13 protein-coding genes and 5 pseudogenes are annotated in these 14,354 nt (G+C 69.4%); 3 read left to right on the top strand and 15 right to left on the bottom strand.

What is annotated here, in order from left to right:
• Both FNH04_RS27050 and FNH04_RS27045 read right to left on the bottom strand, forming a co-directional pair.
• A partial coding sequence (locus tag FNH04_RS27050) for a metallophosphoesterase family protein (protein ID WP_322723967.1) occupies positions 1-338 on the bottom strand: 338 nt, incomplete at its 3' end.
• A 63-nt stretch (positions 339-401) separates the two neighbouring features.
• The gene (locus tag FNH04_RS27045; protein WP_322723966.1) at positions 402-1,064 is read right to left on the bottom strand and encodes a nucleotidyltransferase family protein; all 663 of its coding nucleotides are present in this window, start codon (positions 1,062-1,064) and stop codon (positions 402-404) included.
• 230 nt (positions 1,065-1,294) lie between these two features.
• Between FNH04_RS27045 and FNH04_RS27040 the strand changes: the two genes are divergently transcribed.
• On the top strand, positions 1,295-1,708 hold the full coding sequence (locus tag FNH04_RS27040; RefSeq protein WP_152788404.1) for a DUF6069 family protein: 414 nt from the start codon (positions 1,295-1,297) through the stop codon (positions 1,706-1,708).
• Positions 1,709-1,798: 90 nt separating this feature from the next.
• Here the strand turns inward: FNH04_RS27040 and FNH04_RS27035 are convergent, their stop codons facing one another.
• The 7 genes and pseudogenes from FNH04_RS27035 to FNH04_RS27005 form a co-directional block, all read right to left on the bottom strand.
• Positions 1,799-2,602 carry an ATP-binding cassette domain-containing protein gene (locus FNH04_RS27035; RefSeq protein ID WP_152788403.1) on the bottom strand — a complete coding sequence of 268 codons (804 nt, stop codon included), beginning with the start codon at positions 2,600-2,602 and terminating at the stop codon, positions 1,799-1,801.
• Positions 2,603-2,637: 35 nt separating this feature from the next.
• Positions 2,638-3,777, bottom strand: coding sequence for an ABC transporter permease (locus FNH04_RS27030; RefSeq protein WP_152788402.1), 1,140 nt, complete (start codon positions 3,775-3,777; stop codon positions 2,638-2,640).
• Positions 3,778-3,889: 112 nt separating this feature from the next.
• Entirely contained in the window at positions 3,890-4,939 is a 1,050-nt protein-coding gene (locus FNH04_RS27025) for a sugar ABC transporter substrate-binding protein (protein WP_152788401.1), read from the bottom strand.
• Positions 4,940-5,426: 487 nt separating this feature from the next.
• Positions 5,427-6,296, bottom strand: coding sequence for a sugar phosphate isomerase/epimerase family protein (locus FNH04_RS27020; RefSeq protein WP_322723963.1), 870 nt, complete (start codon positions 6,294-6,296; stop codon positions 5,427-5,429).
• On the bottom strand, positions 6,293-7,309 hold the full coding sequence (locus FNH04_RS27015; protein WP_152788400.1) for a Gfo/Idh/MocA family protein: 1,017 nt from the start codon (positions 7,307-7,309) through the stop codon (positions 6,293-6,295). The genes FNH04_RS27020 and FNH04_RS27015 overlap by 4 nt, the downstream gene beginning before the upstream one ends.
• Positions 7,310-7,341: 32 nt before the next feature.
• Positions 7,342-8,781, bottom strand: a complete 1,440-nt coding sequence (locus FNH04_RS27010) for a sugar porter family MFS transporter (protein ID WP_152788399.1) — start codon at positions 8,779-8,781, stop codon at positions 7,342-7,344.
• Positions 8,782-8,790: 9 nt separating this feature from the next.
• Positions 8,791-9,258 (bottom strand): annotated as a pseudogene (locus tag FNH04_RS27005) (2-keto-myo-inositol dehydratase); the annotation flags it as partial.
• Between the two features lie 6 nt (positions 9,259-9,264).
• Here FNH04_RS27005 and FNH04_RS47920 point away from each other — a divergent pair.
• A pseudogene (locus FNH04_RS47920) lies at positions 9,265-9,576 on the top strand (IS200/IS605 family accessory protein TnpB-related protein); the annotation flags it as partial.
• A 37-nt stretch (positions 9,577-9,613) separates the two neighbouring features.
• Here FNH04_RS47920 and FNH04_RS26995 read toward each other — a convergent pair.
• From FNH04_RS26995 to FNH04_RS49475, 4 genes and pseudogenes are all read right to left on the bottom strand, one after another.
• Positions 9,614-9,793, bottom strand: a pseudogene (locus tag FNH04_RS26995) (hypothetical protein); the annotation flags it as partial.
• Positions 9,793-10,692, bottom strand: coding sequence for a 5-deoxy-glucuronate isomerase (gene iolB / locus FNH04_RS26990; protein WP_322723962.1), 900 nt, complete (start codon positions 10,690-10,692; stop codon positions 9,793-9,795). The gene iolB and the pseudogene FNH04_RS26995, both read right to left, overlap by 1 nt.
• A pseudogene (locus FNH04_RS26985) lies at positions 10,689-10,913 on the bottom strand (Cgl0159 family (beta/alpha)8-fold protein); the annotation flags it as partial. The pseudogene FNH04_RS26985 and the gene iolB, both read right to left, overlap by 4 nt.
• A gap of 28 nt (positions 10,914-10,941) precedes the next feature.
• Positions 10,942-11,124, bottom strand: a pseudogene (locus FNH04_RS49475) (PfkB family carbohydrate kinase); the annotation flags it as partial.
• Positions 11,125-11,359: 235 nt separating this feature from the next.
• Between FNH04_RS49475 and FNH04_RS26975 the strand changes: the two are divergent.
• Positions 11,360-12,361: a LacI family DNA-binding transcriptional regulator gene (locus FNH04_RS26975; protein WP_152788407.1), complete on the top strand. Its 1,002-nt coding sequence runs from the start codon at positions 11,360-11,362 to the stop codon at positions 12,359-12,361.
• Between the two features lie 217 nt (positions 12,362-12,578).
• Here FNH04_RS26975 and FNH04_RS26970 read toward each other — a convergent pair whose 3' ends face one another.
• Complete coding sequence (locus FNH04_RS26970) at positions 12,579-13,361, bottom strand: SDR family NAD(P)-dependent oxidoreductase (RefSeq protein ID WP_322723960.1); 783 nt, start codon at positions 13,359-13,361, stop codon at positions 12,579-12,581.
• A complete protein-coding gene (locus tag FNH04_RS26965) occupies positions 13,358-14,329 on the bottom strand; it encodes a fumarylacetoacetate hydrolase family protein (RefSeq protein ID WP_152788398.1) in 972 nt (323 codons plus the stop codon). The genes FNH04_RS26970 and FNH04_RS26965 overlap by 4 nt, the downstream gene beginning before the upstream one ends.
• Positions 14,330-14,354: the final 25 nt, after the last annotated feature.

Below are 14,354 nucleotides of genomic sequence, written 5' to 3'. Positions count from 1 at the left end.
CCCTTGGTCCCGGCGACCCCCACCTGGACCCCTCCGACATCGAGTACGGTTCCTTCGCCCTCCAGCACGGTCACCCCCGCCGCCCGCAGGACGTCCGCCACGTCCTCGGGCCGCTCGGCGTGGTGGTCGTGGTTCCCGAGTACGGCGATCACCGGCACCGGCAGTCCCGCCACCTCGTCGGCGACGACCTGAGCCTCCCCCGGTGTGCCGCGCCGGGTGAGGTCCCCGGCCAGCAGCAGGAGGTCGGCGTGCTCGCGCAGGGTCTCGTAGGCCGGGCGGAGCAGGCCGCGGCTGTCCGGTCCCATATGGATGTCACCGACGGCCGCCACCCGGATCACGACAGCTCCTCCGGGCGGCCGGGGGCGGTGGACGCGGTGTCACGACCGGCCCCGAGTCCCGTGTCACGCACTGTCACCATGGCCGCCCTCCCCGGGGTCGCCGTCCTCGGGACCGCCATCTTCCTCCGGCTCGATCACGTGGAGGCGCTCCAGTAGATAGAGGAAGGCGTCCGGCATGGGTGCGGCTGCGCACTCGCGGCGTACGCGGCTCCAGTCGATCTTCTCCCGCAGGGTCCGGGCGATCGGCAGCACGGCACCGAAGTCGCAGTAGTGCTCGGTGAACGCCATGAGACGCCCGATGAGCAGATCCGTCGCGGCAAGCACGGGCATCCGTACGGACTCGACCGACAGTACTTCCGCCCTGTCGAGGAGTTCACGGTTCACCGGCGCATGGGCCATCTGGAAGATCAGATCGACGTTCTGGCCCTGCGACCGGGACTTCAGCAGCCAGTCCTCGGGAGGCTGGAACACCTCCAGCCCCGCGGCGGCCAGCGTGGCGGTGACGGCCTCGGTGTCCTCGGGCAGTACGCAGAAGTCGACGTCGTGCTGGAGCGTTCCCGGGCCGCCGTGGGCGTACACGGCGACGCCGCCGGCCAGCGCGAAGAGATGGTCACCGGCCTTGAGCAGCGCCGCGACCTTCTTCGCCGCTTCCAGGATGGCCGGCGTACGGTCCGGGGGGAGTGCGTCGACGTTCGGGCCGGCGGGATCGCGCCGCGGGGTCTCCACGCCTCCCACGATAGTTCCGTGCGGGCCGACACCCAGGGATTACGCGCTGGCACCACTCCCGGACAGACGACCACAACAAGCCATGACCGGTGACTGCCGCGAGAGGACTCGCAGGTGCAGTCTTGAGAATTCAAGTATTTCCGGTCAGACTTCTGCTTGATACTTCAATCAATGTCTGTCGCGGGACTCTCCTGTACTCGCCTTCCCGTACTCGCCTTCCTGGAGTTGCCATGTCTGCTGCCTCCGACGCAGCCACCGTCCGTCGAGGTCCGCTCGTTGTGGCGGGAGGTGTGCTCGCCGCGATCGTGGTGGCCTCGATCGCCGACGCGGTGCTCGCCCTCCTCGCCCTGGCCGCGGGCGCGCCCGACGACTTCCAGCCGCTGGAGCCGTCCTCGTACATCTTCCTGACGGCGGTCGGGGTGGTGGCCGGTGCCGTCGGCTGGGCCGTCATCCGCAAGGTGTCGAAGGATCCCGAGGCGCTCGTGCGATGGCTGGTGCCGACCGTCGTCGTGGTGTCCTTCGTCCCCGACTTCCTGCTCTTCGGCGCAGGCGGTGTGGCTGGCGTCGTGGCGCTGCTCCTGATGCATGTCGCGGTCGCGGTGGTCGCGGTGTTCACCTACCGCAAGGTTATGCCGCTGTCGTAAGGGCGGTGACAAAGGGGGGACGGGACGGAGGACACCGGGCGGGGCAGGGACACGGTCCCTGCCCCGCCCGGCGCGTCGACGGCCTTGCACTCAGGCGAGGGGTTTGCCCTCGCGGTGGCGGCGCAGGCCCTCGGGGCCTTCGACGACGGCGGCGGTGAGCTCCTCGACGCTGGTGTCCTCGCGGCGGACGTCGAGGATCTTGCGGCCGTGGTTCATCACGATGTGCCGGTCGCAGATCTGGAAGGCGTGGTGCAGGTTGTGCGTGACCAGCACCGAGCTGACTCCCTCGCTCTTGAGCTGCAGCAGGTAGTTGAGCAGGGCCTCGGTCGCGCGTACGGCGAGTGCGCTGGTCGGCTCGTCCAGGATCAGCAGGCTGCGCTTGAAGTGCACCGCGCGGGCGATCGCCACGGCCTGCTGCTGTCCGCCGGAGAGCGAACCCACCAGCTGGCGGGGGCTCTTGATGCCCTCGATGGTGACCACGCTGTCGAGGATCTGCGCGGCGATCCCGTCCATCTTCCGCAGCTTCAGCAACCCGAGGGCGTTGGTGAGTTCGCGGCCCATGAAGATGTTGCGGGTGATGGTCATGGACGGCACCAGGGCGGAGTCCTGGAAGATCGTCTCGACGCCCCGCTTCTCGGTCTCCTGGCGGTTGACCGTGCCCAGCTTCTCGCCGCGCCACAGGTAGTCGCCCTCTTCCGCGGTGACGACTCCGGACATCGTCTTGACCAGGGTCGACTTACCGGCGCCGTTGTCGCCGAGCAGGCCGACGACCTCGCCCTGGTGGATCTTGAAACTGACGTCGTCGAGGACGGTGTTGGCTCCGTACCGCTTGGTGATGCCGGACAGTTCCAGCAGCACCTCGCCGGTGCGTTCCGCGGTGGCGGTGGGGGACATGGGTGCTCCGTTTCCGGCGGTGGGCGGGGCGGCGCTCACTTCGCCCTCCCCTCGATCATGCGGTTGAAGAGGGCGGCGGCGACGATGATCAGACCGACGAAGAGGTCCAGGTAGAAGCCGGGCGCACCACCGAGAAGCAGGATGTCCTGCACAGTGAGGATGAGCGCCGCGCCGAGGACCATGCCGAGGACGCTGCCACGGCCGCCGGACAGCGCGACTCCGCCGACGACGGTTGCCGCGATCGCCTTCAGTTCCATGCCGCGGCCGGTGCCAGGCTGGACGGAACCGGTGCGGACGGCGGTGAGGACGGCCGCGAGGGCGACGCACAGACCGAGGATGCCGAACGCGATGATCTTGACCCGGTCGGGGTTGATGGAGATCGCGCGGGCGGCGGCGGGGTTGCCGCCGACGGCGAAGATGTGGTTGCCGAGCCGGTGGCGGTGCACCAGCAGCCAGAACAGGACGCCGACGCCGAGCAGCCACAGCACCTGGCCGCGGAAGAAGCCGAGGTCGGCGGTGAAGACCTGCTTCACCGTCTCGCTGGGGACCATCAGGGCGGCTGTGGTGCCGTTGTAGAAGAGCGCCGCCCCTTCCCAGAACAGCATCATGCCCAGGGTCACGATGAAGGACGGGATCCTGGCCTTGGTGGTGAGGATGCCGTTGACGAGGGCGATCGCGATGCCGGTGAGCAGGGCCATGCCGCCGGCCGCCCAGGCGCTCGCGCCGTCGGCGTACCACCGGGTGAACACCAGGGCGCAGAAGGTGAAGTTGGCGCCGAGGGACAGATCGAACTCGCCCGCGATGATGAGGACGCCCGCGCCGATGGCCAGGATGGCCAGCACCGGGATGCTCTGGCTGAGGACGTTGAAGTTCGACTTCTCCAGGTAGGGGAAGCCCACGGGGTCCACGAGGTAGTAGATGACGCAGCCGAGCTGCACCAGGACGAAGACCAGGCCGATCTCCAGCGCGCCGCGCCCGCGGACCTGGCGCAGGCGCTCGGTCAGCCGCTCGGCGGTGGTGGCGGGGGCGGAGTCCGCGAGGGTCCGCTTCCTGGTGGGCGCGCTCCCCCCTGGGGCGCTCGTGGCGCTCGTGCTGTCTGTGGCGTCGTCCTCCACGGCGGCGCCCCCTGCCACCGGGACGCTCTCCGCGGTCACCTGACCGCTCCGCTCGCTCATGGTCGTACTGCCTTCCTGCTGGGGATGGGCGGGGCGGCCGGCCGATGGGGTCTGGCCGCCCCGAGCCGAATCGTCGGCGGATGAGGTGTGCCGGAGGTCCGGACGGCGTGGGTCAGCGGACCTTGCCGGCGAGTTCCTTGGCGATGCCGACGTTGGACTTGTCGACCAGGCCGCTGCCACCGGAGTTGATGCTGGCCGGGCTGAGACCGAAGTCGAGCTTCAGGCCGAGTTCCATCACCGTCTGGAAGCCCTGGATGTATCCCTGCTGGTCGGCCGCCGCGTCGATGGCGCCGGACTCGATACCGGTGACGATCTGCGGCGCCAGGTCGAAGCCGACCACGGGCACCTTCACGCCGGAGTCCTCCATGGCCTTGACGACGTTGCGGTGCGGGGTACCGCCCAGTGGGACGACGGCGGCCGTCTTCTTGTGGCCGAGCAGGTACTGCGTGATCTTGTCCAGGGCGGCGGAGTCCTCGATGCCGGTGCCGAGGATGTCCGTCTTGGCGCCCACCTCGTCCAGGGCGCGCTTCACACCGGCGTGGCGCTGGACGGCGTAGACCTGGTCCGGGAACTCGACGGGCGTGAGGACGGTGTCACCCTTGCCGATGTCGGGGTGGTCGGCGAGGAGACGCTTGCCGAGCAGATAGCCGACCTCCTCGAAGTCCTGTCCGACGAAGCCGAGGGTGCAGGAGCCGGCCTTGCCCTCCTGCGTGATGTTGTAGCTCATCACGGGGATGCCGGCCTTCTGGGCCGCGCAGACGTTCTCGGTGTACTTGTTGGGGTCGTCCAGCACGACGGCCAGCGCCGCGGGCTTGTCGGCGACCGCGCTGCCGATCAGGTCGTTGTACTTCGACTGGTCGCCCGAGCTGGTCTGCATGTTCAGGTCGAGGTTGAGCAACTGCGCGGCGTCCTTGGCGCCTTGAGCGATGGTGGTCCAGAACGGGTCTCCGGGGTCCTGGGGGAGCAGGAAGGTGACCTTGCGGTCCTTGGCCTTGCTGCCGAGGCCCGACTTCAGCGATGTTCCCTTGCCCGAAGCCGATGCGGTGTCGTCCGAGCCCTGGGAGCAGCCCACGGCGAACAGGGCCAGGGCGGGAACGACGGCGAGTGCGCGCCAGCCGGAGACCCGGCGGGCTCTTCGGGGCGTGTGAGCGGAGTGCGGCATGGTCCTACCTCTCCTCTGAGGAATCTGTGAGCGCCGCGGGCCCGCACAGAGAGCGCGGGACTGACTGAGAGGCCATGGAACGGCGCGGAGAAAGGGATGGGGGTCCTGGTCTCGTCGGTCTCGTCATGGACCGGTTGAGGACCTCTTCGGCGAAATTTAGCGCCTGTTTGGCTGAAGGTGTCAATACGGTGTCGCAAGGCGAATTCCAACGAATGGGTTACGGAGATTCGCGGTGTCCTTCTGGGTCTTACGTGGGCGCATTCCAGTAGATCTTTCCGGTGGTTGGAGAGGCTCTTCTGGCAGGTCAAAGGGCCCTGTCGGTGGTGATTCGCGCTCGGCAAGGCTTTCTTTGAGGTATGGGTCAGATGGTTTTAGCGGTGCTGTATGGCAATCCGCTAGAGCGCTCTATCTGTGACGGGTCGCCAAATTTATAGAGCGCTCTAGGGATATGCGGGGCAGCTGTGCTCGCCGACCGGTCCCGGCGGTCTCAGGCAGCGAGTTCCTTGGTGATGCGGTCGAGCATGAACGCGGAGGATTCGCGGGCGCGTTCCTCCCAGGCGAAGACGCAGGCCGTGGCGACGCCGTCGAAGTCCAGCTCGCGGAGCGTGGCGAAGAAGGCGTCCCAGTCGACCTCGCCCTGGCCGATGTCGAGGTGCTGGTGGATACGGGCCGGGGTGCCGGGCGGGTTGAGGATGTAGCGCAGGCCGCTGGAACCCTTGTGGTTGAAGGAGTCGGCGATGTGCACGTGCTGGAGCTTGTCGCCGGCGTAGCGCATCATCGACGCGATGTCCGCGCCCACCTCCGCGGCACCTGAGAGGTGGAAGGTGTGCGGGGCGCAGTAGAGGTAGTTGACCCAGGGCTTGTTGATCGCTCGGACGAGGTCGACGGCCGGGGTGTTCTCCTCGCAGAAGTCGTCCGGGTGGGCCTCCAGGTTCAGGGCGATGCCTTCCCGCTCGAACAGGGGCAGCAGCTCTTCCAGCGAGCGCCAGAAGGCGGCCTCGCTCTCGGCGGCGCGTTCGGGGCGGCCGTTGAACTCCGAGTTCATCAGCGGGCATTCGAGGTCGGAGGTGATCTCGATCATGCGTTTCCAGTAGCGGACGGCGGCCTGCCGCTCGGTCTCGTCCGGCGAGGACCACTTGTAGAGCGGGAGTACGGAGGACAGCTGGACGCCGTGGGTGCGCAGGGACTTCTTCAGCGCGGCGATACGTTCGTCGTCCGCCCGCGGGTGCAGGAAGAACGGCATGAAGTCCTCGCGCGGGGACAACTCGATGTACTCGTAGCCGAGTTCGGCGACCGTGCGCACCATGTCGTCCATCGGCAGGGTGCGGAGCATGTACGGGTCGAGGGCGATCTTCACGCGGTGCCTCCGTAGAGTGCGGGCCGGGGCTTGAGGTCGGTGGCGACGACGCGGCCCGACTCCAGGGCCCCGACGGTCGCGCTGGTGATGACGGTGGCCGCGTAGCCGTCCCACGCCGAGGGGCCGGTGGGTTCGGCGCCGACGGCGACGCCCGCGATCCACTCGCGGAACTCGGTGTCGAAGGCGTCAACGAAGCGGCCCACCCAGTCCGTGAGCACCTCCGTGCTGTGCTGCCCGGCGGTGCGGACGCCGACGGCGGCCGGGTCGGGCAGCCGGGCCAGCCCCTCCTCGCCCACCGCCTCGCACTGGATGTCGTAGCCGTACTGGCAGTTGACGAAGACCTCCAGATCGATACGAACGCCCTTGGCCGTCTCGAAGAGCATGATCTGCGGGTCCTTGAGGTGGGCGAACCGCTTGCTCGTGGAGCGCGGGGTGACCACCTGGGTGGAGACGATCTCGTCGTCGAGCAGCCAGCGCAGCACGTCCACCTCGTGCACCGCCGTGTCCAGGGCGGCCATGGCGGAGGTGTACGACTCAGGCACGGTCGGGTTGCGGTGGGCGCAGTGCACGATCAGCGGCTCGCCGATGCGGCCGGAGTCGATGATCTGCTTCATCTGCCGGTATCCGGCGTCGTAGCGCCGCATGAAGCCGACCTGGACGAGGCGGCGGCCGAGTGCCGACTCGGCCTCGACGATCCTCAGGCAGTCCTCGGCGGTCGTGGCCAGCGGCTTCTCGCAGAACACCGGTTTCCCGGCGGCTATCGCGTTCAGTACGTGCTCGGCATGGGTGGGTCCCCAGGACGTCACGAGGACGGCGTCGACGTCGTCCGCCGCGATCAGGGACGCGCCGTCGGGCAGCACTCGGGCACCGACCGGTGCCGCCGCCTCCTCGGCGCGGGCGGCGTCGATGTCGGTGACCGCGGTGACGCGGACGCCTGTGACGGTCCCGGTGAGACGCCGGATGTGCTCCTTGCCGATCCAGCCGGCGCCGATGACGCCTACGCGCACAGTCATGGGTGGGGGTCCTTTCTCGGGAACAGAGGGGGTCAGGAGAGGCGCGCCCGGAGTTCCGCTTCGAGGGTTTCGAGGGTGCGGCCCTTGGTCTCGGGGACGTAGAACTTCACGAAGGCCAGGGAGAACAGGCCCGCCACCACGAAGAGGAAGAAGGTGTTGGAGATCCCGATCCCGGAGACCAGAGACGGGAAGACCAGGCCGATCACGAAGTTGGTCAGCCACAGCACCACGGCCGCGACGCCCATCCCGAAGCCGCGCATCCGCATCGGGAAGATCTCCGAGAGCATCAGCCAGGTCACCGGGGAGATCGCGCCCTGCTGGAAGGCCAGGAAGGTGACCGTCATCGCCAGCACCGCGTAGGCCCGGCCGTCACCGGAGGGCAGCACCAGGGAGAAGACACCGATCAGCAGCAGGGCCGCCGTCGTCCCCATCTGACCGGCCATCAGCATCGGACGGCGACTGACCCGGCCGAGCAGCCAGATGCCGACGAAGGTGGCCAGCACCGAGATCACACCGTTCGCGATGTTCGCCGTGAGCGCGCTGTCGGCGGCGAAACCGGCGTCGGTGAGGATCTGGGTGCCGTAGTACATGATCGTGTTGACGCCGGTGATCTGCTGCACGATCGCGATGCCGAAGCCGACGAACATCAGCTTGCGCACCCACGGCGTGCTCTTCATGTCCTGCCAGCCGCCGAGCTTCTCCTGCTCGTCCTTGACGGCCAGCGCGGACACCTCGGCCAGCTCGGCCTCGGCCCGTTGCCGGGACCGCACCTGCTTGAGAACCTCCAGGGCGTCGTTGAAGCGGCTCTGGGAGGCCAGCCAGCGCGGGCTCTCCGGCATGACCAGCATGCCGAACCACAGCACGACCGCCGGAAGCGTGGCCACGACCAGCATCCAACGCCAGACCCCGCCGGACTCGCCGCCCACCTGGGCGATGATCGCGTTGGAGGTGAAGGCGAGCAACTGCCCGGTGACGATCATGAGTTCGTTACGGGTGACCAGCGCGCCGCGCCGTTCGGCGGGGGAGACCTCCGCGAGGTAGACCGGCACGGTCACCGACGCGCCGCCGACCGCGAGGCCGAGCACGAACCGCGCCACGACCATGACCGCGGTGGTGGGCGCGAGCGTGCACCCGAGCGCGCCGACGAAGAACAGCACGGCGAGGGTGAGGATCGTACGGCGCCGTCCGCGCGTGTCCGACAGCCTGCCGCCGGTCACCGCGCCCAGCGCGGCCCCCAGGAGCAGCGAGCTGGTGACCATGCCCTCGGTGACCGGGGTCAGGCCGAGGTCGTCGGTCATGTAGGGCAGGGCGCCGTTGATGACTCCGGTGTCGTAGCCGAAGAGAAGTCCGCCGAAGGTGGCGATGAGGGTGATGATCCGCAGCCGCCGGGAGACCGCGGGCGGGGCGTCGTCCGGTACGGCGGTGGCGGGAGCGGCTGCGGGGGCCTGGGGCGTGTCGTCGTTGACGTCCATGGCCACCTCCTACTTGTCGACGGTGGGGCGTCGGGTGCCCGTCAGGCCGCAGCCGGCCAGGTGCTCGCGGGTGAGTACGGCGATGGGCAGCGGTACGTCGGGAGCGCACGGGTACAGGTCCTGCTCGACGATCACGAACAACTCGGCGTCCAGCCTGGCGAGTTCGGCGACCACGTCGTCCGGCTTCGGTACGCCCGCCGGAGGCGAGACGCACACCCCGCGCTTGACGGCCTCACCGAAGGAGAGGTCCTCGGCGGCGACCTGCGCGAGGATCTCGGGGTCCATCTGCTTGATGTGGACGTAGCCGACGCGCTCGCCGAACCGGCGGATCAGGTCGAGGTTGTCGCCGCCGCCGTAGGCGACGTGCCCGGTGTCCAGACAGAGGTTGGTGTAGCGGCCGTCGGACTCGTTGAGCAGCCGCTCGATCTCCGGCTGCGTCTGGATGTGGCTGTCGGCGTGGGAGTCAGAAACCACTCTCGCGTAAGTGTCCAAAAGATGTCCCGTCACGATGCCGCCGGCATCGCGATCGGGCGACGCGCCCTCGGGCACCCGATCCGGCGACGGACGGCACCGCCCCCGCAGCACCAGAGCGATGCTGCGGGGTATCGGACCGCCCAGGCCGGACCAGGCCCACGAGGGCGTGAGGGAACCCGCCCACCCGTCACGGAGCGTGCACACGATGCACGCAGCCGGACGGGGACACAGCGAACGCGGGAGACCAGCGCATCCAACACCGTTCGGGATGCGCGCAGTTCCGGGAGTTGGCAGCAAATGTCACTCCTGGACACTGTTTAGGAACGGTGGATGACGAGCCGTACGTCGTAGTACGGCAATCCGCCTCGCCGGTCGTAGCGGCCTGAAGCAGCGCCTGGCCGAGGCCGGCGACGTTGCCGTGGCCGAAGATGCCCCACACCCCGGGGATCAGCCGCTGCTCCTGGCCGTCGCGCTCGCTGTACTGGCCGGCCAGGAAGCGCACCAGGGCCTGGGCGGTGGTGAGCCTGATCGTTTCCATTACTCGTTCTCCTCGGCGCCGAACGGCAGCCGGTCATCGATGTCCTGCGCGTCCCAGGTGGAGCGGACCCAGCCGTGGGCGGGGTCGTCGCAGATCAGCCAGGCGCGGTCCTGTCCGGGGCCGGCCATGACGTTGAGGTAGTACAGGTCGTAGCCGGGCGCGGCGATGGACGGGCCGTGCCAGCCGTGCGGGATCAGCACGGTGTCGCCGGAACGGACCTCGGCCAGCACATCGATCGGCCGTTCGGGCGTGCCGTAGACCCGCTGGTAGCCGAAGCCGAACCCGTCCTTGCCGGAGACCTGGAAGTAGTAGATCTCCTCCAGCTCGCTCTCCACCGGGTTGCCCGTGGTGTCGGTGCGTGCCTGGTCGTGCTTGTGCGGCGGATACGACGACCAGTTGCCCCCCGGGGTGAGTACCTCGCACACCAGCAACTGCTCCGCGTCGAACGTGCCGGGCAGGCAGTAGTTGTTGACCTGCCGGGAGCAGGCCCCAGCCCCCCGCAGTTCCACGGGCACGTTCTCCTTGGGCCCGTACCGGGCGGAGAGTGAGCCCCGCTCGGTACGGGCGGAGGGCAGCGCGAACGCTCCACCGCGCGCGCTGCTGATGACGGCCTCCGACGCGCGGGGGAGGTACGCGAAGTCGGTGACCGAGGCGAACACGTCCCTACGGCCTGCGAGCTCGAAGCTCAGCCCGTCGACGGCGACGGTGCAGCCGCCGCTCAGTGGCAGGACCAGGAACTCCGCCTCGCCGGTGGACAGGGCGTGCGCCCCACCCGGGGCCAGAGTCAGGATCCTGAGCCCGGAGAATCCCCAGCCCGCCGACTCGGGTGGGACGACCAGGTCATAGGGATCGTTGGAGGCCGTCCCCTTGGGCAGGTGGTGTTTGCTCTCGTGGGTCACAGCAGGCTCACCGCCCGGTCCGCCGCGCCCGCGACATCGCCGCCTGCGGGGTAGAGCAGGGAGCGGCCCACGACCAGGCCCTGCGCGGTGGGCTGCTTGAGGGCCTTGCCCCAGGAGGCGAGGGCCGCATCCGGGTCGGTGACCTCCCCGCCCAGCAGCAGCGCCGACAGCGTCGAGGAGGCCAGGACGCGTTCCATGTCGTCGACGACCGGCAGCTTCAGTCACGTGTAGGCCTACGTCCAGCGCCTGCCGCACGAACTCCCCGAACGGATCGGCCCCGGTCTTCGTGATCACCGCCGCAGAGCGCCCGTAACGAGCCGCGGCCACCGCCACATTGGTCGGACTGCCACCCAGGTACTTGCCGAACGAAGTGACCTCCGCCAGCCCCACACCGGTCTGCAGCGGATACACATCCACTCCGACACGGCCCATCGTCAGGACGTCGAACGGCATCACACTGATTTCCCTTCGCTCCGGAGATTCCGGGGAGTTGTCACGGGAGGACATGACTGCCGCGCTCTACTAGCGCGCTCTAGTGCGAGTACGATGACCCCTGTCCAAATGTCATGTCAATAGCTTGTTGCCGAGGGATTTCGGGACTGCCCGCAAGGTGGGCGCGTCGAAGGGTGGTTCACAGGTGAATGCATCGGGCAAGCAGCGGCCCACGATGGCGGACGTCGCCGCGAAGGCAGGCGTGTCCAGGGCGCTCGTCTCGATCATCTTCCGTGACCAGCCGGGGGCGAGCCAGGAGACCCGTGAGCGGGTGCTGCGCGTCGCCGACGAGATCGGCTACCGCCCCGACAACGCGGCCCGGCTGCTGGCCCGTGGCCGCAGCCGCACGCTCGGTGTCATGTTCACCGTCCACCAGACCTTCCATGCCGACCTCGTCGAGGGCATGTATCCCGAGGCCGAACGGCTCGGCTACGAGGTACTGCTCTCCGCCACCGCCCAGGGGCGCGGCGAGGTCAAGGCCGTCGAGGCGCTGCTCAGTCACCGCTGCGAGGCGGTGATCCTGCTCGGCCCGGACTCGGCGGTCGCGGACCTCGACGCCCTGGGGCACCGCACGGTCGCCGTCTCGGTCGGCCGCCGGGTGCCCCAGGCCCGCGTCGACAGCGTGCACACCGCCGAGGGCAAGGGCATACGACAGGCCATGGACTACCTGGTCGAACTGGGGCACCGCCGGATCGTGCACATCGACGGCGGCCGGGGTCCCGGCTCGGCCGAGCGGCGGCGCGCCTACCGGGCCGCGATGCGCCGGCACGGGCTGGAATCCGGGCTGCGGGTGATCCCCGGTGACCACACCGAACAGTCGGGTATCGAGACCGGCCGTCTGCTCCTGGCGGAGCGGGACGGCGGGCAGCCCCTGCCGACGGCGGTCCTCGCAGGCAACGACCGGTGTGCGATGGGTCTGTTGATGGCCCTGACCCGGGCCGGGGTGGAGGTGCCGCGCGACCTGTCCGTCGTGGGCTACGACGACAGCCACCTCTCCCATCTCATGCCGATCGGTCTGACGACCGTCCGCCAGGACGCGGTCCTCATGGCGGAGCACGCGGTCCGTTTCGCCGTGGAACGTCTGGAGGACAGGGAGTTGGAGCCGCGGGAGGCGGTGCTGGACCCGAAGCTGGTGGTGCGGGGAACGAGCGGGCCGGCCCCGGAGGAGCCGGCCTGAAGGCTCGGCGAAGGCCGAGGGCCATGAGCGACGCCGGGACGCCGGACGCCGCCGCCAGGGCCTGTCGTCGAACGCGGGTCGCCAAGCTCTCGCGAACGGACCTTGAGCAGATGGCGAGCCGCACGGTGATACGAGACCTCCGCAACGTCCGGTCACGGCCTGCGGAGGACACTCCGACATCTGGGGGCAACAGGTGTTCGCCGGAGTCCGTCCGCTGCTACGCGTTCAGGGCGTCCGAGATCGGCTTCGCGCCGCCGTGCGCGGTGAGGCCGCCGTCGACCGGGATCTCGGCTCCGGTGATGAAGGACGCCTCGTCGGAGAGGAGGAAGGAGACGAGCGGGGTGATCTCGTCGACGGTTCCGGTACGGCCGAGCGGTGTCCCGCGGACGTTCGCCTCGCGGAACGCGGGCGCCGCCGAGGCGGTCATGTCCGTCTCGATGAAGCCGGGGTGGATGATGTTCACGCGGATGCCGCGGGGCCCCAGTTCCATGGCGGCGGTCCTCGACAGACCGCGCAGCGCCCACTTGCTCGCCGTGTACGCGACGGGATAGTGGGCGGTCAGTGCCGCCGACGAACCGACGTTCACGATCGACGCCCCGGGGCGCATCAGCGGCACCAGGTACTGGATGCCCAGGAGCGGCCCGGTGACGTTGACAGCGTGGACCCGAGCCAGGTCCTCGGGACGTACGTCGTCGATCCGGGCCCGCCAGGTGACGCCCGCGTTGTTGACCAGGCCGTGCACCTGCCCGTACGCCTGGCGCAGTTCGGCGGCGAGCTCCGTCCAGTCCTCCACGCTGGTGACGTCGAGGCGGCGGCAGCCGGACGCCCCCGTCACGTCGGTGGCGATCACCCGGGCACCTTCGCGGGTCAGCGCCTCGGCCTCCGCGGCGCCCTGACCGCCGGCCGCGCCCGTCACGACGACGACCTTGCCGAGCAGCCTCCCCCGAGCTCTCGGCTTCGCCCGAGCAGGGAGGTGCCCCCAGGGACGGAGGTCGGTCACGGCCGCTCCCTGGTGCGGCGCCGAGCGGCCGGAACCGGCACGGGGTCAGGGCCGGTGATCACGGTGTTGGAGACCGTGCCGATGCCCTCGACGGTGAGCGTGACCGTGTCGCCGGGCTTCAGCGGCGGCGGGTCCTGCCTGCCGCGTACGCCCCACAGCTCGGCGAGACAGCCGCCGTTGCCGCAGGTCCCGGAACCGAGGACGTCGCCGGGGCGGACGAGGGTGCCGCGCGAGGCGTAGGCGACCATCTCCTCGAAGGTCCAGCTCATGTGGGACAGCAGGTCCCTGCCGACCACCTCGCCGTTCACCGAGGCGGTGAGCCCGAGCCGCAGGAAACCGTCGGCGTCCCGGTACGGCTCCAGTTCGTCCGCGGTGACCAGGTACGGCCCCAGTGTGGTGGCGGTGTCCTTGCCCTTGCACGGGCCGAGGCCCACCCTCATCTCGGCGGACTGCAGGTCGCGGGCCGACCAGTCGTTGAGGACGGTGTAGCCGACGATGTGGTCGCGGGCCTGCTCGGGGGTGAGGTCGCGGCCCTCCTCACCGATCACGGCGGCGACCTCCAGCTCGAAGTCGAGCATGCTCGACCCCGGGGGCATGGGGATGTCGTCGTGCGGGCCGTACACCGCGTAGGGGTTGGTGAAGTAGAACGTCGGAGCCGCGTACCACTGCTCCGGCACACCGGCGGCGCCGTCCACGGACCGCCGTACGCCCTCGACGTGCTCCTCGAAGGTGACGAAGTCCCGCACGGTGGGCGGCTGGAGCGGCGGCAGCAGACGCACCTCGGACACATGGGGACCGGCCAGGGCGCCGAGTCTCCCGGTGCCCGCGTCGAGGAGTCGGGGCAGATCGCCGCCCTCGGTGAGCAGTCCGGTCAGGGAGTGGACACCGGGCAGGGGGTGCAGCGTGCCGTCCTCGGCGACGACGGCCACATGGTGCTGGTCGCGGTGTTCGTATGTGGCGAAACGCATGGGAGGGGTCCAGTCGGCGTGGGGC

Origin of the sequence: Streptomyces phyllanthi, from assembly GCF_009377205.1 — a bacterium.
In the GTDB taxonomy this organism is placed as follows: domain Bacteria; phylum Actinomycetota; class Actinomycetes; order Streptomycetales; family Streptomycetaceae; genus Streptomyces; species Streptomyces phyllanthi.
Note: the sequence above shows the minus strand (reverse complement) of the source record. Positions and strands in the feature narration are given on the sequence as shown.